This window comes from Paenibacillus sp. YPG26, assembly GCF_023704175.1.
In the GTDB taxonomy this organism is placed as follows: domain Bacteria; phylum Bacillota; class Bacilli; order Paenibacillales; family Paenibacillaceae; genus Fontibacillus.
This window is the reverse complement of record NZ_CP084530.1, coordinates 3284480-3308971: the sequence shown is the minus strand read 5'-3', so window position 1 is coordinate 3308971 and position 24492 is coordinate 3284480. Positions and strand designations below refer to the sequence as shown.

At 49.0% G+C, this 24492-nt stretch carries 16 protein-coding genes; 12 read left to right on the top strand and 4 right to left on the bottom strand.

Annotation, left to right across the window (positions count from 1 at the left end):
• Positions 1 to 179 precede the first annotated feature (179 nt).
• From LDO05_RS15690 to LDO05_RS15675, 4 genes are all read left to right on the top strand, one after another.
• Positions 180 to 821, top strand: coding sequence for an NADPH-dependent F420 reductase (locus tag LDO05_RS15690; RefSeq protein ID WP_251376284.1), 642 nt, complete (start codon positions 180 to 182; stop codon positions 819 to 821).
• Between the two features lie 27 nt (positions 822 to 848).
• On the top strand, positions 849 to 1631 hold the full coding sequence (locus LDO05_RS15685; RefSeq protein ID WP_251376283.1) for an isochorismatase family protein: 783 nt from the start codon (positions 849 to 851) through the stop codon (positions 1629 to 1631).
• 103 nt (positions 1632 to 1734) lie between these two features.
• Positions 1735 to 2706 (top strand): DMT family transporter, encoded by a 972-nt coding sequence (locus LDO05_RS15680; RefSeq protein ID WP_251376282.1) that lies wholly within the window; start codon positions 1735 to 1737, stop codon positions 2704 to 2706.
• A gap of 34 nt (positions 2707 to 2740) precedes the next feature.
• The gene (locus tag LDO05_RS15675) at positions 2741 to 4099 is read left to right on the top strand and encodes an MFS transporter (RefSeq protein ID WP_251376281.1); all 1359 of its coding nucleotides are present in this window, start codon (positions 2741 to 2743) and stop codon (positions 4097 to 4099) included.
• A 111-nt stretch (positions 4100 to 4210) separates the two neighbouring features.
• On the opposite strand, the gene LDO05_RS15670 is transcribed toward LDO05_RS15675, so the two are convergent.
• A complete protein-coding gene (locus tag LDO05_RS15670; protein ID WP_251376280.1) occupies positions 4211 to 4945 on the bottom strand; it encodes an MBL fold metallo-hydrolase in 735 nt (244 codons plus the stop codon).
• Positions 4946 to 5078: 133 nt separating this feature from the next.
• Between LDO05_RS15670 and LDO05_RS15665 the strand changes: the two genes are divergently transcribed.
• The 6 genes from LDO05_RS15665 (at position 5079) to LDO05_RS15640 (ending at position 19672) form a co-directional block, all read left to right on the top strand.
• On the top strand, positions 5079 to 5669 hold the full coding sequence (locus tag LDO05_RS15665) for a TetR/AcrR family transcriptional regulator (RefSeq protein WP_251376279.1): 591 nt from the start codon (positions 5079 to 5081) through the stop codon (positions 5667 to 5669).
• Between the two features lie 55 nt (positions 5670 to 5724).
• The gene (locus tag LDO05_RS15660) at positions 5725 to 6717 is read left to right on the top strand and encodes a YiiG family protein (RefSeq protein ID WP_251376278.1); all 993 of its coding nucleotides are present in this window, start codon (positions 5725 to 5727) and stop codon (positions 6715 to 6717) included.
• 219 nt (positions 6718 to 6936) lie between these two features.
• A complete protein-coding gene (locus LDO05_RS15655) occupies positions 6937 to 12558 on the top strand; it encodes an S-layer homology domain-containing protein (protein ID WP_251376277.1) in 5622 nt (1873 codons plus the stop codon).
• Between the two features lie 271 nt (positions 12559 to 12829).
• Positions 12830 to 17698: a fibronectin type III domain-containing protein gene (locus LDO05_RS15650; protein ID WP_251376276.1), complete on the top strand. Its 4869-nt coding sequence runs from the start codon at positions 12830 to 12832 to the stop codon at positions 17696 to 17698.
• Between the two features lie 266 nt (positions 17699 to 17964).
• Complete coding sequence (locus LDO05_RS15645; protein WP_251376275.1) at positions 17965 to 19278, top strand: MFS transporter; 1314 nt, start codon at positions 17965 to 17967, stop codon at positions 19276 to 19278.
• A gap of 43 nt (positions 19279 to 19321) precedes the next feature.
• Positions 19322 to 19672, top strand: a complete 351-nt coding sequence (locus tag LDO05_RS15640) for a thioredoxin family protein (protein ID WP_251376274.1) — start codon at positions 19322 to 19324, stop codon at positions 19670 to 19672.
• On the opposite strand, the gene LDO05_RS15635 is transcribed toward LDO05_RS15640, so the two are convergent.
• Positions 19643 to 21148: an IS1182 family transposase gene (locus tag LDO05_RS15635; protein WP_251378759.1), complete on the bottom strand. Its 1506-nt coding sequence runs from the start codon at positions 21146 to 21148 to the stop codon at positions 19643 to 19645. The two genes, LDO05_RS15640 and LDO05_RS15635, sit on opposite strands and share 30 nt — an antisense overlap.
• A 212-nt stretch (positions 21149 to 21360) precedes the next feature.
• A complete protein-coding gene (locus tag LDO05_RS15630; RefSeq protein WP_251376273.1) occupies positions 21361 to 21948 on the bottom strand; it encodes an NAD(P)H-dependent oxidoreductase in 588 nt (195 codons plus the stop codon).
• A gap of 123 nt (positions 21949 to 22071) precedes the next feature.
• Between LDO05_RS15630 and LDO05_RS15625 the strand changes: the two genes are divergently transcribed.
• Positions 22072 to 22515 (top strand): MarR family winged helix-turn-helix transcriptional regulator, encoded by a 444-nt coding sequence (locus LDO05_RS15625; RefSeq protein WP_251376272.1) that lies wholly within the window; start codon positions 22072 to 22074, stop codon positions 22513 to 22515.
• Positions 22516 to 22665: 150 nt separating this feature from the next.
• Here LDO05_RS15625 and LDO05_RS15620 read toward each other — a convergent pair whose 3' ends face one another.
• Complete coding sequence (locus LDO05_RS15620) at positions 22666 to 24042, bottom strand: alkaline phosphatase (RefSeq protein WP_251376271.1); 1377 nt, start codon at positions 24040 to 24042, stop codon at positions 22666 to 22668.
• A 226-nt stretch (positions 24043 to 24268) separates the two neighbouring features.
• Here LDO05_RS15620 and LDO05_RS15615 point away from each other — a divergent pair, with 226 nt between their 5' ends.
• Complete coding sequence (locus LDO05_RS15615; protein WP_251376270.1) at positions 24269 to 24469, top strand: cation transporter; 201 nt, start codon at positions 24269 to 24271, stop codon at positions 24467 to 24469.
• The last annotated feature ends 23 nt before the right edge of the window (positions 24470 to 24492 follow it).

Genomic DNA, 24492 nt, shown 5'->3' with positions numbered 1-24492 from the left:
TTGACCGGGAATGCCCCTTTTTTTTGGACCTATTGTTAAATTTAACCTGTAAAATCAGGAGGAAAACTTAGTTTTAATTCAACAAATTTAACTTATTCTCTCTTAACCAGACTATGCCCTATGATTCTACTGTAGCAAGCTGCAGCGTCAACTTAAGCTAGAGTCGCCCAGCAGGGGAGGTGAGAGAACTGAAGAAAGTAGGGATCCTTGGAACAGGGAGCATGGGGAAAGGGCTCGCGGTGGCGTTTGCGGAGGCGGGAAATACCGTATGTCTTGGATCAAGAGAGGCGGATAAAGGCAAGAAAATAGCGGAGCTGTTGTCACACTGCAAAATCACCGGGGGATCTAACCAGGATGCTGCCGAGCAAAGCGAATATGTGGTCCTTGCCATGAGATACCAAAAGGACCATCCCGTATTGGGGGAGTTGAAGCCGCTGTTGGCCGACAAGGTGATTATAGACATTTCCAATCCAATCATTGATGTAGGCGGAGACATTGAACCCTTATGGAGGATATCGGCATCCGAGTCTATAGCCGGAGAGTTAGAGCATTCCAAAGTGATCGGCGCGTTCAAGAATACATTTGCCAGCACGTTATCCTCACCTTACTTTGATCAAATGAAGAGCCATGTGTTAGTCGTGGGCGACGACCAACAGGCGAAGAACGAATTTATCCAGATGGTCAACTTCATGCCGTTTGAGGCGCTGGATGCGGGACCACTTCGTATGGCTCGCGTGCTCGAAGGGATGTCTGCGATGATGTACAGCTTTGCGCAGCAAGCATCTTACCGGAACAAAATAGGAATTCGGCTATTAAACTAAACCAAATCATATGGAGGTAATTGAAAAATGAAAATCAAGCTGAAAAATTGGATTCCCCTTGTTGGAGTATTGTCTTTAGGATTGGCTTTGTATACGAACTCAATCGGGAGCCCGGCGGCATACGCGAAGCCTGAGGTCGAGACGGAAGCCAAGGTGAACTCTGCACAGGAGCTTAAGAAGAAATTGGAGGAGGAGCCGTTAACTCCGGAGAACAGTGTCATTCTGCTGGTTGATCACCAGCTGGGTCTGATGCAGGGGATTAGAGACATCGAATCTTTGGATGAATACAAGAACAATGTCATTGCGATGGCAAAAGTGGCCAAGGCGTTCAACATTCCCGTAATCTTGAGTACAAGTGTGGACAGCGGGCCAAACGGCAAAATCCTGCCGGATCTCCCTAAAATTCTGCCAAATGCACCTTTGATCCAGCGTCCGGGTGTCATTAATGCCTATGACTGGCCTGAGTTCCGGCAGGCTCTGGAGAAGACAGGCCGTAAGAAAGTAATCATTGCTGCCGTAACTTTGGAGACCTGCGTCATGTTCCCGACACTCGAGATGGAGAAGGACGGTTATGATGTATATCCGGTTGTTGACGCATCCGGAAGCTGGAGCAAGCTTGCTGGTGAAGCGGCTATGCAGCGTATGACGAAAGCAGGAGCCAATCTGACCAGCTGGCCATCTGTTCTGTGTGAGCTGCAAGCGGACTGGAGAAAGCCGACTGCCGCAGCAGCCGCCCAAATCTTCCATGATCACCTTGCTACTTACGGCTTCCTGATGGATACACACGCCAACTATACACAGAAGAAATAATAATTAGTGGGATTGGAAGCTTGGCCCCGTCACTTGCGGAGGCCAGCTTCCATCTTCCCCTTTATATAGACTAACCAATAAATACATAGAGGTGACTATACTTATGAATGCAAGCTCAGAGTATTCTCTGATCAAATCAAGAACGCCGCTGACCATGGAGACGATCGGGATTTTGCTTGTTGCTTTCGGGGCTGCCTTCTGGGGGCTGGGAGGAGTTCTCAGGACACCGCTGGGGACACATTTAACCTCTGCCCAGGTTGTTTTTGTTGAGCATCTGCTTTTGTGCTTGTACGCGATCCCGGTCGTATGGATCGGCCGCCGCCAGCTGCAGACACTGAACTTTAAGCAGTGGGGCGCTATATTATTCATATCCTGGGGCGCTTCGGGCGCTGCGAATATTTTCTTCACGGCAGCCTTTCAGTATGGTCATCCCAGCGTTGTCCTGCTGCTTCAGAAGCTCCAGCCTATTATTGTATTGATCACTGCAAGGATTCTGTTGAAGGAAAAATTACCGCGAACGTTCGGAATTGAACTGTTGATCGCCCTGGCTGGGACCTACTTATTGACCTTTGGCTTTACCACCCCGTTCCATGACGTCACACCAGAGAAGGTAATAGGTTCTCTGTTATCCATAGGAGCAGCGGTATTGTGGGGTGGCGGAACGGTGGCGGGAAGGTATCTGCTTGGCAAGGTCAGCTTCGAAACGTTAGCAGGATCGCGCTTCCTATTCGCCCTGCCTTTCATGGCGATGCTGGTGGCCTCGGAGGGAAGCAGCTGGAGCCATATGTTCGAACGCGCCTTCACCACCTCGGATATACTGTTCTTCCTCATTATTCTTGTAACCGGGATCGTCAGCATGCTGTTGTACTACCGGGGGCTGTCCCGCACGAAAGCTTCCTACGCCACGCTTGCGGAGCTATCCTTCCCGGCGATTGGGGTCATCGTGAACTGGGTATTCCTGGATCAGCTGCTCTCCATAGGGCAGTGGATTGGCTTCATTATTATCTGGTTCGTTGTATTCCGGATTACCAGACGTTCTGAAGCTCCTGACGATAATATTTTGAAAGCTGCATAACGACAAGATGAATCTTGAAAAGGGGGCAAAAGCAGTGTCAACCGCATCAAAGGTGATCCACTCCCAGCCGAGTACGGGTATGGCTTCACGCGCGCTTATTACGTTCACTTTTTTGTTGGGAATCTTCATGGGGGCTTTGGATCACGGCATCATTGGCCCGGCGTTAAGTTCTATTATGTCCGCGTTCGAAGTAGACGCATCCTGGGGAGTGTGGAGCTTCTCCTTATATACGCTCGTATTTGCAATCAGTATTCCAGTCATCGGCAAGCTGTCAGACCGGCTCGGAAGAAAAAGGGTATTCAGCATCGGTATTATCCTATTTGGAGCAGGTTCGATCTGCGCAGCCTTCTCGCCTAATTTCATTGTGTTCCTGATTGGCAGAGCCATACAGGCGGTCGGAACCGGGGGAATCTTCCCAATTACTGCGGCTCAGATCGCGAGCAGCTATCCACCGGAGCAGCGGGGGAGGGCACTGGGATGGATTGGGGTTGCCTTCGGATTAGGCTCCATACTTGGACCTGCGGTAGGCGGAGTAATTGTCGCGAACACGAGCTGGCCGTGGATCTTTTTGATCAATGTCCCGGTATGCTTGCTCATTCTGGTTATGATAAGAACGTACAAGCCCACCCAGAATCCTGTGGTGAAACCTATTGACTTTGGGGGCATTGCTCTGCTGGTGCTTGTCATTCTGGCCATAATGCTGGGCATAACCCTGCAGAATTACTGGATTGCAGCCATAGGGATAATTCTGATTCCCCTTCTGGTGTTCGTTGAGAAGAGGCAGCCGGATCCCGTTATGCAGGTCCGTTATTTTACCGGGTCCACAACCCTAACTTTGCTTGTGATGTCGGGATTATCCGGCTTCGTTATGGCTACGGCAGCCAACTTCATCCCTTTGTATGCGGAGATGAATCTGGGCCTGGCCCGGGGGGATTCAGCATTTACGGTGACGCCGCTGGCTATTACATCGATGCTGGCATCGTTATTCGGAGGGATGCTGACAGACCGGATAGGGGCTAAGAAGACCTTGCTCTACGGATTCATACTGACTCTGACAGGAGCTTTATTGCTCGCTGTAAGTCCCCATACACTTGTGTTTCTTTTGCTGACCGTTCTCCTCATGGGCTTCGGGATCGGCATTATTATCGGATCTCCGCTTAATGTGTTGATGCTGAAGGTAGTCGATCAGACAGAGACAGGGATGGCGATAGGCTACATCAGTCTGTTCCGCTCGTTAGGTTCAACACTAGGTCCATCCCTTGCAGGTGTACTTATTGCCGCTTATGCTGCGGATGGCTTTGTTCCGCTCTTTATCATCAGCGGTTCGCTGTCCCTGGTTGGCATTGTGCTGATAGGGCTGGTACGGCCAAGAACCAGCAATACAGCTGGATAATTCATCTTAAAGCCGGGTAGATCCAGGATTACATCCTGGCATTGCCCGGCTTTTCTCCTTGGAACAAACAGGAGAAAGGCCGGTTTCTTCAAGGTTATTTCCGGACGCTGCCTAGGCTCTGGGCCCATTAGGCAGACTTCTCAGATAGTCAGCATGACGGCGAACCTCAGCTGCTCCGAGCGGACCGCCGTGGCCTAGATAAAATGTCTGATGGCCGGACGAGAGTAAGCGCAGAAGCTCTTCGGCTACCCGGTGAGGGTCGTCCTCGAATGGAGGGCGGATCGGGTGGCTCTTCCGCATGATGCCGCCGAGTAAGATACCGGATGCCAGCAGATCCCCCACCATAGCCTCTTTTGATTCCAGTTCAACTGAAATAGATCCTGAGGTGTGTCCTGGTGTGTGGATAACCGTGCCGGGAATCCCGAAAGCCTGCAAATCCATAGCCTGCTGCCCAGTAACTAGTAAATCCGGCATGAAGCCCTCATAAGGCTGAAGAATGAATCCTGTTCTGTAGAACAGGCGGGCAAAGCGTCCGGTCGGGCAGAAAGTCATCTCCTCTTCACGGCTGTAGTGCTTGGCGTCTCCTTCATGAGCGAGGATAGGAGCCCCGGTAAGTTCACGCAATCTCGCGGCACTGCCGGCATGATCGACATGCGCATGGGTGATAATGATGAGCTTGATGTCCTTGAAAGTCAGTCTTTCTTTGGCCAGAGTCCTGCCTATCTTCTGTTCAGATCCCGGGATGCCAGCATCGATCAGGACACAGCCGTCCGGTCCTTGCAGCAAATAGGCATTCACCATGCCCATTGGCAGAATAGGAATACAGATAATTTTCACTTGGGTCATAAGCAAGCTCTCCTTCTCTATTTAAAAAATACCGAACCGTTCGGTTTTTTATATAATAGCAAATGTTTCTCAAATAAGCCATCATAATGTTAAAATAAAACAGTTATATTATCGTGAGTAGGGAGCTGCTGCCATGCGTAAGGGCGAGAAGACACGCCAGCATATTATTGAAAAGTCTGCGGAGCTGTTCAACCAGAAAGGATACGCGGGCTCCTCAATACAAGACATTATCCAAGTCACGGGACTCACTAAAGGCGGTGTCTACCGTACATTTTCAGGGAAGGACGAAATCGCGCTCGAAGCGTTCGATTACGCATTACGGCTGTCGATGGACAATTTCTTGAAGGCTGCTGCACAGGCGGGGACGGCAATTGAGAAGATCATAGCGGTATGCAAGGTGTACGAAGATCCTGTCAACCATTCGCCCATTGAGGGCGGCTGTCCCTTGCTCAACACGGCGGTTGAAGCGGATGACGGATATCCTCTTCTTAGAGAGAAAGCGGTCGCTGCACATGGCCAATTCGTGGCCTTCATTCAGAGCTTGTTGGACGAGGGGGTTGTGAATGGGGAACTGTCTCGGGACCTGAATACGGAGGCGCTCGCGTCATTCGTGGTTTCTTCATTGGAGGGAGGGGTTATGGCAAGCCGGTTAACCCGGGACAACAAGCATGTTCAGTTCGTGATCCAGCAGATCACACTGGCTCTTACGGCGTATCAGAAATAGAAATAAGAGGTCACAGCTGGAAATCCATAAATTAATTAATCGGGGGAATCCATTAGTGAAAAAGTTATTATTATGTCTAGCTATAATCATGCTGGCTGCCATGTTGTCCGCTTGTTCATCAGGCACATCCACCACGAATCAAGCAGTACCAGGCGTTACACCGGGAGAGAGCAAGCAAATTGAGAAGCACAACGCCTATGTGAAATTGAACAATTTGATGACAGGACGAATTAATGAAGTCTTGAATAGTTATTTCAACAAATTCGGGACGGGTAAGCAGTTTGTCACCGATAAGAACTTCGGCTTCATCATGCTTGACGTTGCTGAAAGTGAGCGGCAGGTTATTGATCAAGCGAATAGCTATACTGATAAGCAGCCCGCTTTTGCAGATGTGGATCCTGCAGTGGTCAAGCTGACACCGGTGATCAAGGATCTGCTGTCTGTCCTGGACGATCTGAAAGTCTACTATGACACGAAAGGCTACGTGGATGATCAATTCGCCAAAGGCAAGCAGCTGCATACGAAGCTGCTCAGTGCCAACCTTGCTTATGAGGCCGCAGCCAAGACATACTTCACCGCTCTGCAGAAGCTGGCTAACGAGCAGCGTCAGGCTGAGCTGCAAAAGCTTAAGGACACAGACCAGCAGATCAGATATAATGCCCTGAAGTTCATGATCGATGCCGAGGCAGTGGCTATTGAAATCGATGAGCAGGGAATCAACGCCAGCAATGTGCTGAAGCTGGATATGAAGAAGTTCAGAGCCAAGTACGATATCATGACTGCGGATTTGAATACGCTGATAACCATTTCCAAGGACAAGGAACGTATACAAGGAGAAGGGGTTAACAGCTTCACGATCAAGAACTATGTTGATGCAGCCACAGAGGCCAAAGCGGCAGCTTCAAAAATCGTTGAACGCGTCAACAAGAAAGAGCCCGTATCTGATTCTGATCTGAAGGGTCAGTTCTTGCACACCACGGATGGTACACCCGAGAATTTCAATTATAAGCTAAGCAAGGCAATCGAACGATATAATGAAATGAATTAGGCTTGGGTAACGACGGAGTCCGCGAACGCAAGTGCACGCCAAGGAGATCTTATCTTCTTGGCGTTTTTGTCGATTTACAAAAAAATACATAATAATTTGTCGAATAATTAATACACTTCTGCATCCTTGATGACATTTGCTTGTTATCTTAGTTGCTTGAGGGTTAGGTCACCCCACTATTACGAATCCTGCATCCATGCACACAAGGAGCTAAATAACATGAGCAAATGCGTTAAAAAGTATCTTTCTTGTCTTCTGGCATTATTGACGGTTACGTCAGCACTACAGCCTGCCGCTGTACTCGCTTCCGATACTGGAAGCAATACGGGAACCCAGGCACTATGGCTTACCGAAATATATTCTAATGACCTTGCACGCAATGCGCTCTTTAATGGATTAAGCGGCCCAACGATTGACAGTATGGACTACATCGAAGTATATAACGCTTCTGATTCCGAACTGAATTTCGGATCGGACTTCGATCTTGTCTATACCGAGACGGCATCCAAGGCACTCACCTATAATGAGCCCGAAGTGATAATCCCGGCGCACTCCCCTGCAGTCTTCTGGATTCGCCGCGTTGACTTGGAGAATGGTGAAGCTGCTATGCCAAGCGAAGCAGATTTCCGTTCAAGCAACCATATTCCCGCGGAGGTTCCTGTCTTCTCTGTTAACAATCAGAAGGCTTTGAAGAATACGACAGCCACGATATCGATCACGGCAAAAGGCAATAATGAGCCTATATCCACTTATACTTACGACACAACAGATGTGGGATCCATGGAAGGAACCAGTGTTCATCTACAAGCGGCCCAAGGTACATCCGGTATGCTTGCGCTGGATAAGCAGGCTGCCCCTTCCGCGGGTCAGGTAAGGGAAGCGCAGACCACGCTGTTCTCCAAAATAGTCTTGACAGCCGGAACGGTTACCCGGTCCAGCGAAACGGCCGGCGCAGCGACCTTCACTTCCAGCACAGCGGGCAGCTACTACTATGCCATCGTCAGTGACGGCGCTGCTGCACCGGCCATCGACACGACGGGCAGCGGCACCCCTGTTAGTGGGAATGCCGAGACTTCCATTGCACTGACAGGATTAGCAGCCGGCGCGCAGGATCTGTATGTTGTGGTAAAAGGTTCCGCTAACCAAGTCAGTGACGCTCTGAAATTCGATATACCTGACTTCAACCCGAATACATCGCTCTTTTTAACAGAAATATATCCGAATGATATCCCGCGGCATCAAGATTACACCGGCCTTAGCGGTGATACCATCGACAGTATGGACTATATCGAGGTGTACAACGCCTCGGACAATGAACTGGACTTTGGAGCGAACTTCAATCTGATCTACACGGATACGTCAGCTCTGCCCCTCGTGAACAAGACATTCACATTCAACGAGACGGTGCTCAAGATTCCAGCACATTCGCCCGCTATCTTCTGGGTGCGCCGGGTTGACCTGGAGAACAAAGGGAAGACCATGCCGGATGAAGCCGACTTTCGTGAAGCTCTGCGTGTGCCGAATGAGGTGCCCGTATTCTCCGTTAAGAACCAGACGGCTTTGAAAAATACAACAGCACAAATCTTAATTACCGCCAAAGGCAGTAACGAAACGCTGTCTACATACTCCTATGTCACTGCGGATGCGGGTACCACGGAAGGAACGAGTGTTCATCTGCAGGCAGCAGAGGGAATGGCAGGGGCTCTTGCCATCGCCAAGCAAGCTGAGCCAACTGCAGGACAAGTTAGTGATATTCAATTAACACCCAAGGCGGACCCTGGTGTTGTTCCAAAAATATCGCTATCAGGCAGCAGCGGCCAATATAACTTTATTGAGGAAGGCCAGGATCTAAGCATTCCTTATTCTTATTCAGATCCAACGGGCATTAAGAGCTTCACCGTATTCTATCGCACAGATCAATCTGCCGAGTGGACTGCACAGGAATCCAATTCATTCAATACGCGGACTCCCGGGAAATTCTACGTTGAAATTGGCGCGGACCGTTACCTCAATCGGGAGTACATTGAATATTATGCCCAGGCCGCTAACACATTCCGTACAGCAGCTACGCCGATTCACCGGGTTAACGTAACGCGTCAAGGCGAGTTCACAGGTATTCGTTCTAATCTGAAGGAGAATGAAGCGGTAGCAGGCAAGGTTAGCATTATGGGCAGAGCCCGGAATAACGCTGGCGTGGATATCAAGGTTGATGGCAATGTAATGAAGAACACCCGCACGCTGGAGCAGGGCGCATATTTCACATTGGATATCAACGGACTGGATGGCCGGAAAAATGCGATCTTGGCAAATGGAAAGCTTGTTCAAGTGTTCTCGCGCTGGTATGACGTTCTGCCTTCGCGCGCTGTGCTGATCGACAGCAGTCTCTTCAAGTACAATCAAGCTGGCGATGCCGAGATCACGGTGAACATTCTGGCCGGTACAGAGATCGATGCCATGGACACGACACCAGGTACGGCCAGTGATAATTTCAATATCACCAATTTCACCATGACATGGCCTGATGGAACCGTAGTGCTGCCGGATGGAGCGGTGAAGTCTACCGATGCAATCACAATGAACAGCAGCAGGCGGCAATTAGAACTGCACTTTACCATTCCTGCAGGATTAATGAATGCCAGTCGTACAGATTGGGATACCACCTTAGTGCCTGATGGGCCTCATACGGTTTCATTCAGCTCTGGTGGTGACAGTAAGGAGATAAGTGTGAGGGTCGATAATACAGGTCCCGTCATTCAGTCAAATGTGCCTTCCCATATTGATGGGGAATTCAACATGAAGCTTACTTACCAGGATGCATCCGATGTGGCATCAGATACACTTGTTCTTGAATTGGACGGCAAGAAGCTGAACGGCACCACATTCAATGGGTCTGAGCTCAGTCCGGGCACCCATACCCTAAATGCGGCTGTTCAAGATAAACTGGGGAACACAGGCACCAAGGAATGGAAGTTCACATCCAGCAAAAATCACCCTGTTATATCAGGGGTGAATTCGATTACGGCGCAGGGTAATACAGCAACTCTAACGGCCGCATTAAGTGCGGGCCAAGGATCGACCGTGTCCTTCCATGAAGCACAAGCCCTGACTGTAGGCAAAGGAATTACTGTATATCAAGGGACCGGGGACCATACCGCTGACGCTCTAAGCGGACAACTAGGCCAAGTTGCAAGCGACAATGGGAGTCTGCCTTATCAGATGTACGCTTTTGATGTGGCTCAGGCGAATTCTTCACTCCGGATTTCAATAGATGCTGCTACGGATTATGGAAAAGACGTGCGTTTATACGTCAGCAATCAGGCAGCGGATCAGTGGATTCTGCTTGATTCCAGTTATGAGGCTGGCAAAGTAACTGCCGTGCTTGAGACAGACGGCTATCTGCGAGATGGCAAAGTATACGTGCTCGCACAAGGCAGGGGGATTGAAATGCCTCCCAGCCAGCAGGCTGGCCGCAAGCCGACCTCAGATGAAGATCAACCCTGGGATGGTACGGGCGATCCGGCTGAGTATGATTTTACAATTGCATGGGAAAGTGATACCCAGTACTACTCCGAGCGGTTCCCCAGCAATTTCGAGATTCTTAACAAGTATAGTGCCGCGAACAAGGATCGGCTGGATACCCGATATGTCGTTCACACCGGAGACATTGTGGATGATATCGATGAAATCTATCAATGGGAATATGCGGACAAGTACATGAACATTCTGTCGGATGCGGGTCTGCCTTACGGGGTTCTGGCGGGCAATCATGATATCGCTAACCATAACGGAAGGTACCATAATTACCAGAAGTACTTCGGTGAAGACCGGTTCAAGAACAATAGTGTGTACGGCGGTTCATACAACAATAATATCGGGCATTATGATCTTGTAACCGCCGGAGGACAAGATTTGATCTTCGTCTATATGAGTTATGATTTTGATCAGGCTTCCACTGCCTGGATCAACAAGGTGCTGGCTGAGCACCCGGACCGTATAGCCGTGCTGGCTCTTCACAACTATGTTAATGCTTCCGGGGAATTAGATACGGCGGGCAAATATTTTCAAAATGAAGTTGTGGCTAAAAATCCTAACCTGAAGCTGATCCTTGGCGGACATTACCACGGCGCTGCGATCCAGGTCTCCGGATTTGATGACGATGGGGATGGAACCAAAGAACGTAAGGTGTATCAGATCCTTACCGATTATCAGACGGGTGAAGAGGGCGGCAACTCGTACTACAAGACGCTCTATTTCAACCTTGCCAAGGGTAAGGTGTACATGAATTCCTACTCTCCGAAGCTAAAGGACTTCAACTACTTTGACACACCGAAATTGAACTCCTATGGAATTGGTGTGCAAGCGGCGGATCAGGACATTTACGAGCTGGATTTTGCTTTTGATACCAGGCCCAAAACATTGACAGTCAAGAGCGTCGATGCTGTTCTATACAGCAATACAGCAATTGCTACAGCAGCGGTTACAAACGCATCAGCTTCCATCACAGTTAAAGATCTTGCTGCGATAACCCGTGATTCCTGGCTGGCCATTGCCACAAATAGCGCGGGACAAACTTTTAGTAAGCTTGCCGCTTTCGGCAAGGACAGCAGTCATCCTTCTGTCCCTCCTGGTGGTAATAGTGCTAGTGGAGCCAACAACGACAATACGGATAAGGCATATTCCATTAAGAGCAGCACAGCAGGTAATGTAAATACACTTCATCTTGAGCTCACGGCATCAACGGGCAGTTCAGGAGAAGCTGCAGCTACGTTGAGTTCGGCAGCTGCTGCAGAGCTGCTGGATGCGGTAAAAGCGGCTGAAAAAGCAGGCAGGACCGTTGCTCTGGATATTGCATTGAAAGCCAAAGGAGCAGCAGTGGTGGGGATTCCGCAAGCATTAATCCAAGCACTTGCCAACCACACGAAGGCACAAATGAGAATAGATGCTGGTGTGGGCAAGGTAGCGTTAGATCAAGGTGCAATTCAAGCCGTCAACGCTTCCTCTGCCAACGTGAATCAAGTAGAGATTCGTATTGCTAAATCGGAGTCTGATAGCAGACCGGTCTACAATATTTCTGTTCATGCAGGAGGAAGAGCGATTACAGATCTGGATAAGGGTAGAGTATGGGTGAGTACTCCATATAGCCTGCTGGCAGGTGAGGACCAGAATGCTATCATAGCCGCCAGAGTCAAGGATAAAGGTGAATTAGAACCTGTACGCGGTAAATACAACCCCATTACCAAAGCCGTTGAGTTCACGACAGGTGAGCTTGCAGCATACATGATCAGATATCAGAAAGTAACGTTTAACGATGTAACTTCGTCAGCCTGGTATTATGACGCGATTACCTTTAATGCTGCCCGCGGCATCGCGCTTGGAACAGGTCAGGGCGAATTCAGCCCGAATGAGTCCCTTACGAGAGGTCAATTCCTGGTTATGCTTATGCGCGCATATGGAATTCAAGAGGATCATACGTTATCCGATAACTTCTCGGATGCTGGTCATACCTATTACACGAGTTATCTTGCTTCTGCCAAGAAGCTGGGGATTACAACTGGGATCGGAGACAACAAGTTCGCGCCAGACAGCGAGATTACAAGACAGGATATGTTCACTCTGGTATATCGCGTGTTAGAGTCATTACAGCAGCTTCCTGAGCGGACAAGCAGCCAATCGATTAAGGATTACAATGACGGCGCTAAGATTTCACCTTATGCGAGCGAAGCGCTGAATGCTCTGATTCAGGCCGGAATGATTAAAGGGGACAAGGGCAATCTACACCCTGCGAACGGCACAACTAGAGCGGAACTCGCGCAAATGTTATATAATCTGCTATCCCTGTAATAGATTCGGAACAGATATTCTAATATGAGTTCTCAATGACCCCTTTTAAGGGGTCATTTTGATTTTGGGGGAGAGATAACTCGGGTCCATCAAGATTGGGAGGATGTGAAGTTCTGCGGCCGCGAAGAAGGAGATCGGAGTCTATTTTTCAATAAGAATAAAGCTAGAAAAAAATAATTCAAGAGACCTATTTTAGGAAGGAGTTCGACACACAACTGTCGAAAATAGTCGAGAAAGCGAATTTAACTCTAACACTAAGAGAGGGGTAGTTATGAAGAAGAAAAAATATCTGAAACGAAGTGCTTTAATATTACTTACGTTTGTCTTAATGTTGTCCTGTGTCAATTCGGTATATGCTGCATACTCACACACCATTCCAATGGATCAAGGAACGAATTTTAACGGGGATGAGATCTTCACAACATCGACATCGAATTACTATACGTATACAGCCTGGGATAATTCTTATTTGTACATTGCTTACAATGGTGCTGAAGTTAACAAAGACAATGGTACTTACACGAACCAAAACAACAAATGGGTTCAAATGTACATTGGAGGTTCGGGGGGGACTAATACAGGGGTTAAATATAACTCACAGCAGCCAACCCTTCCTTTTAAGGCAAAGTATCATTTGCGTTGGAAGGTGGATGAGACCTATGCCAATGTCCAAATGTATAACGGCTCTTCATGGGTAAATGCAGGCTGGAATATGACCACTTATCGCGGCTTCAACAATGAGATGATTAAGTTCAAGATTCCCTTGGCCAGCATTGGGAACCCCAAAACGCTTCAATTTGCTTCTTTTATGCTGGAAGAGACCAGTTTGAATGAAAGAATGTGGGCGGCCTATCCGGCGAGCGCATTTGTGGATGGATACAAAAGGAATGTTTCAGACTTTACTGAATTCGATCTGACTTCGGACTCGGCACCTCTCGTCCAAGCGGAGTATAATTTCAAGAACACAGCAGTAACAGGCAACACGGCAAGTTTTTCTTTTAACAGCAGCCCGGACGCGACTTCAGTAAGAATACAACAATCCACGGACGGCGGATCGACTTGGACCAATTCGGTTACAGCTGCATCTATTACAAGGAATTCCACCACAGCGAAGGTTACGGGACTCACGCCTTCCACCACGTATAAATTCCGATTGGTGGTTACTGGAGGAACGAATGCGGGCTCATCAACTATTCAGACTGTTACTACCTCTAGTTCTGTGCCGGTAAGTAACTTTGCTGCAACATCGGTATCCGATTCAAATATAGGATTCAGCTGGTCCGGGGTCAGCGGGGCTACTAACCTAATGATTGAACAATCCATCGATGGGATTACCTGGACTACGGCTAATACAGGAGCTATCGCGAGCAATGCGGTCACTGCCACAGCTCGTGGATTAACGCCAAGTACGACGTATCATTTCCGTCTGGTTGTAACAGGGGGAGCCAATTCAGGCAACTCTAATCAAGTCATTGCTTCAACGACTGCGGATAGAACCGTTCCGTCCGTACCTACTGGATTGACAGCGTCCAATATTACTATGAACAGCTTTAAGCTGAATTGGAATGCATCCGTGGATAATGTAGGTGTGAAACAGTATGAGGTGTTCCGCAACGGCATATCTATTGGCAAGGTAACAGGTACCACTATGAATGTAAGTGGATTAATGCCATCCACCAGCTACACGATGACGGTGCGTGCGGGAGACGCCGAAGGGAACTGGTCGGCTCAGAGCAGTGCCGTAAATGTGAAGACGCTGTCGGACAACACACCGCCGAGTGTCCCGACGGGACTGAATGCTTCCAATGTTACCGATAACAGCTTCACCCTGAACTGGAGTGCGGCAGCGGATAATGTGGGAGTGTCGCAGTATGAGGTATTCCGTAACGGTATATCGTTAGGAAGGGTAACTGGAACAAGCATGGAGGTGACAGGTCTATCGCCATCGACCGACTACAACATGACGGTGCGGGCTGGCGATGCTGCGGGGAATTGGTCGGCCCAAAGCAGCGCGTTGAATGTGAAGACATCGGCAGATGATATGCCGCCAAGTACGCCGTCCGGATTAAATGCTTCTGATATCACGAGTATTGGATTCACCTTGAACTGGAGCACATCAACAGACAATGTGGGCGTGACGGAGTATGAAGTCTTCCAGAATGATGTATCGCTTGGATTTGTTACAGGGACGAATATGGAGGTGACAGATCTAACGCCATCGACCAGCTACACTATGACCGTGCGGGCTAGAGACGCTGAAGAGAATTGGTCGGAAGCCAGCACGGGCTTGGTGGTAACGACCGGAGCCGCTTCAATAGAGACCGACACGACATCCCCAAGCATTCCTGGCGATCTGAATGCCTCCGGAATCACGGATAGCGCGTTCACGTTGAACTGGAGCGCGTCGACCGATGATGTCGGGGTAACACGGTATGAAGTATCCCGGGACGGTAATCCGCTTGGCACTGTTACAGGGACGAGCATGGAGGTGACAGGTCTAACGCCATCGACCAGCTACACCATGACGGTGCGGGCAAGGGATGCTGAAGGGAATTGGTCGGGATCCAGCGCTGGCTTGGCGGTGACCACGGCAGCCGCGGCGGCAGCTTCCGCCCCAAGCATCCCGAGCGATCTGAATGCTTCTCATATTACGGATAGCGGGTTCACATTGAGTTGGAGCGCATCCACAGATGAGGTTGGAGTGACAGAGTATGAAGTGTTCCAGGACGGAAATTCGCTTGGGACCGTTACAGGGACGACAATAAATGTGACAGGTCTAACGCCATCGACCAGCTACGGCATGACCGTAAAGGCGGGGAATGCCGCAGGGAAATGGTCGGAGTCCAGCATAGAGCTTAAGGTAATCACCGAAGCTCCAGCAGCAACTCCCGACACGGCCGCCCCAAGCATCCCGAGCGGTCTGAATGCTTCTGATGTTACGGACAGCGCGTTCACATTGAACTGGAGCGCATCGACGGATAATGTCGAAGTGACGCAGTATGAAGTTCTCCGGGATGGAGTCTCACTAGGAATCGTAGCGGGCACGAGCCTCAATGTAAGCGATCTGAATCCATCGACAGATTATGAGATGACGGTAAAAGCAGGGGATGCGGCAGGCAACTGGTCGGAATCCAGTACTGGGCTCAAGGTGACGACAGAAGCCGCAGCAGCAGATCCCGACACGACCCCTCCAAGCATCCCCGAGAATCTGGATGCATGGGGCATAACGGATCATGAATTCACACTGAGCTGGAGTCCTTCGACAGATGATGTGGGAGCAACGAAGTATGAAGTACTCCGGGATGGAGTCTCACTCGGAATTGTAACGGGGACAAGCACGAATGTAAGCGGCTTGGAGGCATCGACAGATTATGAGATGACGGTAAAAGCAGGGGACGCGGCAGGCAACTGGTCGGAATCCAGTACCGTACTTACGGTGACGACAGAAGCCACGCCAGCGGATTCCGATACGCCGCCTCCGCTTGATCTGATCGGTCCTGACGTTCCTGGCGGTCTGCATGCGTCCGACATTACCGTGAGTGCATTCACATTGAGCTGGAGCACAGCAGCAGATAATGTCGGGGTGACACAGTATAAGGTATACCAGGACGGATCACTAATTGATACTGTTACGGGAACAAGCATGCGCGTTACGGGTCTGAGCCCATCAACCAGTTACAGCATGACAGTAAGCGCTGGCGATGCCGCAGACAATTGGTCAATCCCTAGTCCCGTTTACCAGGTAAGGACCCTGGATCCGGCAAGTGTTGATAATAATCCGTCTCCACCGGCTGACCCTCCAGCTAGTGATGTTAACAATCCGACTCCACCGGCTGACCTTCCAGCCCCTTCTGTCCCCGCCACGCCTGCGGAGAGTCCGCAGAAACCGGCTAATGTGAACTGTAAAGTATACCGGGAGGCCAATCGCATTATTATTGACGGATGTCTGAACGAATCCGGCCGTGCGATTGAGGTGACTTTGGGAACGAGCGTGCTGAACGGGCAGCTCGATCAGGTTCTCGTGAACGAAGGATATGATCAGATCATATTCGATATTTTGCAGAAAGCGGATGAATACAAGATCTCTATTCCGTGGTCTTTGGTACAGCACTATAGCAGTAATTCAAAAGTTAACTTTGAGGTTAAGATGGCAGATCAGCGCTATCAAATCCCATGGGGAATGATCTCCGATGCCCAAATCGGTCAAAAGCTGGGGACAGATTCCGCACAACAGAATCTGACTTATCATATTCGGACAACGAATGAGCAGGAGAACCTGGCGATCTCGTCGGAACAAGAGGTGAGAAAGTTCACCGTGGTACAGCCGTTAACACACTTTTCTATCTACACGGACAGAGAACAGCGCCGGATCCTGTACCGTTTTGAAGATGGAAAGAGAGTACTGAGAATAGCTTCACCTACAGTAAAAGATCAATTTATCCAAACGACCGGGGCTGTATTAACTTCAAAAGGCCGCTTGAGTTATGCGCCGTGGCGCAGGGTAACGCCGGGTTCCGACTCGTACCAGTTGTTCATACTGCGCAACAATAGTCTCTCGGGCGTCATTCAATACACCAAATCTTTTGACGATATTAGTACCAACTGGGGCAAAAACGATATTGAGATGATGGCTTCAAAGCTAGTCGTGATGGGAGAGAACGAGAAAGTGTTCAATCCGGACAAGCCTGTAACAAGAGCGGAATTTGCGGCTCTGCTGGTACGTATCTTTGGGTTGGAGGGAGAGGCTTCCACCAAGCAGCAGTTCATGGATACGTCCTCTGGCGCTTGGTATTATGCTGAAGTTCAATCCGCAGCCCTGTCGGGTATTATAAAGGGTTACGGGAACGGAAAGTTCGGTCCTGACCAGCGTATAAGCCGGGAAGAAATGGCGGCTATGATATCGAGGGTAATCCAAGGACAGTTCCCGGAGAGCGTCCTGAATTCAGACGAATCCAGCCTGAACCAGTTCAAGGATGCCGGTCAAATTAGCACTTCGTTCCATGATGACGCTGCGAAATTGGTCAATGCCCGGCTGATGGAGGGTTATCCGAATCATGAATTCCGTCCAAAGGCGCACGCTTCCAGAGTGGAGTCGGTTACTTTAATCCGAAGATTGCTGCAGTATATCCGATTTCTGTAGCCTGGGGATCCAGAGATAAGCCTGTTAGCGAGCTTTGATTCAAGCAGTAGTTAACGGTGGAGCCTCATTTAGGCAATGGAACACGGGACGGGGCTGGAGTATTCCAGTCTCTTCCCGTGTTTTTTTATACGGAGGAATAGTTTTATTTCAGATTCGTGTACAATGGATAGATGAGTGCACCATGAGCATCTCCATCTTAGCGTTACCAGCAACCCAGATATAACCACTAGAGGCCTAATAGTCTAATGAATAAAAGGAGAATGCACATGCCAGAAGCTACATCATCAACAGAATTAGCAGTGGAGCGGCTCCCTGAGCCATTGAAGGAATACGTGACATCTCCAGAGAAGCAGATGAAGCTGTACAAGAGAACGATGAAGATCGTGATGGCTTCTCAAATGTTTAGCGGAGCGGGGTTGGCTGCAGGAATTACGGTGGGCGGACTGCTTGCTCAAGACATGCTCGGCAGAGATAGCTATGCTGGAGTTCCAACGGCTTTGTTCACATTGGGTTCTGCAGTCGCAGCCCTGGCGGTCGGTCGTCTCTCCCAGCGCTTTGGCCGCCGTACCGGCCTTGCTGCCGGCTTTATGGCTGGGGGGATTGGCGCTGCAGGTGTCGTTCTGGCAGCCATACTCCATCATGTTCCGCTGCTCTTTATATCTTTGTTCATATACGGTGCCGGAACGGCGACCAACCTGCAGGCGCGTTATGCCGGTACGGATCTTGCGCCGCCGAATAGGCGGGCACGGGCGATTAGTGCCGCTATGGTCTTCACGACATTCGGAGCGGTGGCTGGACCGAATTTGGTCAATCTCACAGGCGAGGCAGCGGGTTCCATAGGCGCTCCTGCGCTGTCGGGTCCATTCATGCTTGCTGCGGCAGCTTATTTCATGGCCGGGCTCGTATTTCTCGTGTTCCTCCGTCCTGATCCCCTTATGGTCGCCAAGGCTGTTGCAGAGATAGAGCGGAACCGGAAGGAGGAGCACAGCGGAGCGGGAACGCAGGAAGCGCCGCTGCGCATGCATAAGCCAGGCATCATCATGGGCGCATCGGTGATGGTAGTCACCCAGATTGTCATGATCGCCATTATGACTATGACGCCGATTCATATGAAGCATCACGGTCATGGGCTTGGCGAGGTGGGTGTTGTCATCGGCATCCATGTGGCTGCAATGTTCCTGCCTTCCCTCATTACGGGCATGCTTGTTGACAGATTCGGGCGTATGACCATGTCTTATGTCTCGGGTGTTACCCTGCTGCTCGCAGGGTTGGTGGCCGCATTTGCGCCGGGTGATTCCATGGGGTGGCTCATATTAGCGCTGGCCCTGCTCGGTCTGGGCTGGAACTTCGGCTTAATCAGCGGGACAGCAGCCATCATTGATGCAGCGCCGCCGCAGATCAGAGCGAAGATACAGGGCACGATAGATGTACTGATCGCTTTGGCTGGCGCGTCTGGAGGCTCGATGTCCGGTATCATTGTGGCGGAATCCAGCTTCTCGGCCCTCTCTTTGACCGGCGGGATTTTATCCCTGCTGCTGATTCCGGTCGTTATCTGGTCACGGAGTCAGAAGAAATCATAAATCTCTTTTGAAGATTAGACTACGCTTATCTAGAGGAGGCAGCATGAAAGAGATTCATCCATTAACTTCATTGGACAGCGTGGGGGCGTTTTTGGAGCAGCACAAGCTTAGCTTCCTTTACGTATCAAGACCTGAATGTAATGTCTGTCATTCCATTCTGCCTAAGCTAAGGGAACTGCTTGAACATTATCCGAAGATACACCTGGGTCATATCGATGCTAGTCAGGTTGAAGAGATAGCCGCAAAATATCTGATTTTCACAGTTCCAGCAATGCTCTTGGTAATAGATAAGAAAGAATATATACGTTCGGATCGATTTGTCCGTTTTGAGAATTTGAATCAAGAGATCGAACAAATTTATGAATTAGTTACTCAGGATGATCCGGCGGAATGATATCTCGGCAGCTCTTGGAAGAGAGCTGCTCAGATTGCAGACAAACTCCTTGTTCCCGTTAGGAACACAGGAGTTTGTCTTTGTTTTTTTTCTGTAAGAGATCATAAATAAAGCGAAATATCGCTTTGAGCCACCGGACTTCCAGAGCCAGGTGGCTAACTTTTTGAGGTTCATGCAAGCAAAAACGAGCATCGCCTGCATGGAAACTTTACGAAGTCCTCGTAAAGTCGTCCATCGCATGCCATGCTTTTCCTTTAGATCTGCAAATACGCGCTCAATCGTTTCCTTGCGCTGTGAGTAAATTTGTTTGTTTTCATCGGTATGCCGAAGGTGGTCTGCTTCTTCCAGATAGTCAGCCCAAATATGGCGGCTAATTCGCTTAGTGAAGTCCTTGCTTTCGGTACACTGACTCAAGAAGGGGCAGTCTTTGCATATTGTGGGATCGGAACGATACATCTTGTACCCTTCCCGGTTCGTCAATTCATAGGTTAGAAACTCATGGTTCGGACAGATATAGGCATCGTAGTGCTCATCGTATACGTAATCATACTTCTTGAAAAAGCCATCCTTCGTACGAGGTCTTGTGTATGGCATAACAGGCCGTATCCCGTCATCGATCAGCAATTTACTAATGTAGGGAGTCTTGTATCCAGCGTCAACTGCTACAGCTGTGGGCTTGCCCAGAGACTTCTTTACGAGCTCAAGCACATCCTCAAACACCTGGCTGTCATGTACATTTCCTGGAGTTACTTTCGCACCCAGAACAAAGCCGTTGCGGTCGCAGGCCGTATGAAAACTGTAGGCAAATACACGTTCTTTTTCGCCCTTTACAAATAGTCCGCTCTCAGGGTCGGAGATGCTTGTTTTTGTTTCTTTCAGAGCGGACTTAGGCTTTTTTCCGAAAGGCTTCTTCCCATGCTGGATCCGGTCTTCATTAATCTCTTTATCAAGCTGCTCTTGGTACTTTTTGCTTTGCTCCTGTACCATCGTTTTTTCATATTTATTTTTGTTGGCGTTTGCCTTCACATGCGTTGCATCCATGAAAAGCACGTCAGGCTCTACAAAGCCATGCCCTAAAGCTTCTTCCAGAATACGTGCAAAAATGGATTCAAAAATATCCGTGTCCTTAAACCTGCGAACATAGTTTTTACCAAAAGTGGTGAAGTGGGGAATGGGCTGGGTAAAGTCATAGCCGATGAACCAGCGGTAAGCTACGTTCGTTTCAATTTCCCGAATGGTTTGGCGCATGGAGCGAATGCCAAATAGATACTGGATAAGCACGATTTTAATCAGAACTACGGGATCGACACTCGGACGCCCTGTAACCGCACTGTATTTATCTTGAACCAGCTCGTATATAAAACTAAAATCGATCGCATTTTCTAACTTGCGAACCAAATGATCCTTAGGCACAAGGTCGTCTAGCGCATTCACAGAAATCTGAAAGCGACCTTCATAATTATTTTTACTAATCATCATTTACACCTCGAATCAACCTTTTCCTTGACTTATTCTACAAAAAAAGTCTGTAGACCTGCTCCTTTCGGAACTTTGTCTTCAGACTAGGCAGCTCTTGGAAGAGAGCTGCTTTTTTATTTGACGGCTGCGCAGGGCATTATGCGAATGATTACCAGGGTAGAAGCCTGCAAATATGGGGACAAGAAAGAACTATGCTGTTCCTCTCTCATTCATTGTACGATAGCTTTGAAATAGCGATAAATCTGTTCAAGCTTCTTCACCTGCTTGCCGCCCGGCTTCTCCATGCCTCCAAATTCAAAGAATTTGACTTCCTTGATGCCGACATAGCGGAATAGCGCTTTACGCATGAGCGTCTTGTGGGCATTATTAAGCCAGAACAGGGGGTAAAGGGTGGGTCCCTTCATGACCGAAATACACACAACAGATCTCCCCTTGAGCAATCCCTCCGGGAGAAGGCCGCCGTTCTCGCGATAGGCGAAATTCGAAGCAAACATCTGGTCGATATAGCCAAGCAGCATAGCGGGAGGGCGCCCCCACCAGATCGGATAGATGAGCACGATTCTCTCAGCCCATAGCAGCTGGTTACGGTATTTCTCCAGATTGGGGTCGAGGTGCATATCCCTTCTCCGTTTGTGTTCATTGAACACGAGCAGCGGATCGAACGATTCGGCGTACAAATCCAATACCTCAATTTCTTGTTTGTTCGGGTTGTCCCGCAAGCCTTGAATCGTTGTCTGAAGGAAAGAGTAGCTTAAGCTGTGATGGTTCGGATGCGTGAAGATAATGAGGGTTTTCATATCACACCTACTTTGTTATCATTTGATAATAAAGTAGCACGAGTATGATTTTATTGTCAAATGATAATTATATTTTGATAACTATTTTACAGATATAAACCTGATATAAAGGAGGAGTCCGAGATGGTGAACAAAGAATCGTTATTTCAGCAATTGGCATCAATGATTGCATCGGCTCACCAGCTGCACTTTGATATGACGAAGGATATGCCAATGGGCGATATTACCCCGCTGCAATACGAAATTCTGGAATTGGTATCTGTGAAGCAGCCGATCACAGCAAGCCAGCTAAGCGAATGCAAAGGCATCTCCATGCCAAATATGAGCCGGGAGCTCCGAAAGCTGAAGTTAAAAGGGCTGTGCGAAGGTATTGAAGATACTGGGGATCGTAGAAAGCAGTATATAAGGCTGTCCCCATTAGGTGAGGAGAGGATTGCTGCGGCTTTCGAGCATATGAGGCAGCTTTTTATGCAGAGAATCGAGCAAATCCCCGATTCGAAGCTTGCCAAGATTTCTGAAGCGATGGGGATACTGGATTCAACAATTTTTCGAGCTGAATCTGAATAAGTGGAACAAGAGTAACGCAAGTGGTGGAGACTTCCGTAAGACTTGACTTACTTCCAACTATACGTATGTATCTGGAGGTTAGTAATGTCCTTCATCAACTCAAAAAAAGCAGCCTGGTGTGTTCACCGGGCTGCTTTTCGTTATGCGGAGTTATTTCTTGCCGTTCTTGAGAATTTGGAAAATAATCTTGGCATTATCCGTATTGTCGATCAGGCCGGCGAATTTTTCTTTACCAGGGCCGAAGGAATAGACAGGCACGTCCTCACCTGTGTGGCCGCCCGTTGTCCAGCCTGTATTTGTTCTTGCGTTGAAGATGGCTTCAATCGCGTTATCAATGCCGGTAGCATCCTTATCCTTCTTGGCTGCCGCATCCTTGACAGCTTGAATCTCTTCCGCAGTCAGGTCAAGGGCGATATATTTCTTCAAGGTTGCTTCCACCTCAGCACCAGCAAAGATTTCGGCGGCGATGAAGTCAGGGGTGCGCTTGGCTGCCTTGATCGGGCTGGCATCGAAATTGTATTTGCCATTGGCGGCCACCGATAGGCCTCCTGTGGAGTGGTCAGCGGTAGCGATTACGAGGGTATGGCCATCTTTTTTGGCGAAATCAATCGCGGCTTTAAAGGCTTTCTCGAAATCCTGCATCTCGCTCATGGAGCCTACGATATCGTTGTCGTGACCAGCCCAGTCAATCTGGCTTCCCTCAACCATGAGGAAGAAGCCGTTCTTGTTCGTATTCAGGCGGGAGATCGCCGTGGTCGTCATCTCTTCCAGTGAAGGGGTCTCCGCAGCCCGGTCAATGGTTTTGGCAAGTCCGCCAGGGGCGAACAACCCAAGCACCTGCTTGTTCTTGTCCTTCAACAATTCGTCACGGGTGGTAACGAAGCTGTAGCCGTCTTTTTTGAATAAATCTGTCAGATTCTTATCCTTGCGGGCAAAGTTGCTGAGTCCACCGCCAAGCAGAACGTCAACCTTGTGTTTGCCGTTAATCTTCTCATTGTAGTAGTCATCCGCAATCGCATCCATGTTCTTGCGGCTGATATCGTGAGCCCCGAATGCGGCAGGTGTCGCATGCGTAATCTCGGACGTAGCTACAAGACCTGTAGACTTGCCTTGTCTCTTGGCTTCTTCAAGCACCGTCTTCACTTCGGAATGATCGTTATCTACCGCGATAGCCGCGTTATAGGTCTTTACCCCCGCTGACATGGCCGTAGCTGCTGAAGCTGAATCGGTTACATTCTCATGCTCGTCTTCCGGGTAAGTCATTTGGCTGCCTACGAGGTATTTATCAAATTCCGTTTTCTCCATTAGAGGAGTTGCCGGGTTGTCTTTCAGATAACGGTATGCGGTAGTAAAGGAGACGCCCATGCCATCCCCGATCAGGAAGATCACATTGCGAATTTCATTCGTGTCCTTCTTCTTGACCACTTTGGCAGCTGAATTTGCAGCACCGCCCGAGAACAGGGTAGTAACAGCTAGCGAAGCCAATAATGCGGTAGGTATAATTTTTTTTGAGAATTTGCTGGTCATGATTTTCCTCCCATATATGGATAATCTAAGTGAGGGCAGGCAGTCCCGGCGCTCACTTCCCTAAGCGTATGATGCCAACATCAACACAAAGGGCTTTTTGTGTAAAAGAATTGTAAAGACACGTGAAAGGAAAAAAATATAAATAAGTAGTTGACAGATATAGGGTAGGGGGGTATAGTATGAGTAAGAAAACAAATCAAACATTTCATTGAGGAGGAGTTATCATATGAATACAACAACATTGCAGGTTGAAGGTATGTCGTGCGGTCATTGTGTGAATTCCATTGAGAAGGCGTTGAAAGGTGCAGGGGCATCCGGCCAGGTGGATCTGGCCTCCAAGACGGTGGAAGTGCAGTATGATGAAGCTCAAATTTCATTGCAGGCTTTGAAAGAGGTTATTGAAGATCAGGGGTATGAAGTTCTATAAGTGTTCAGGATAGGGGTGAAATG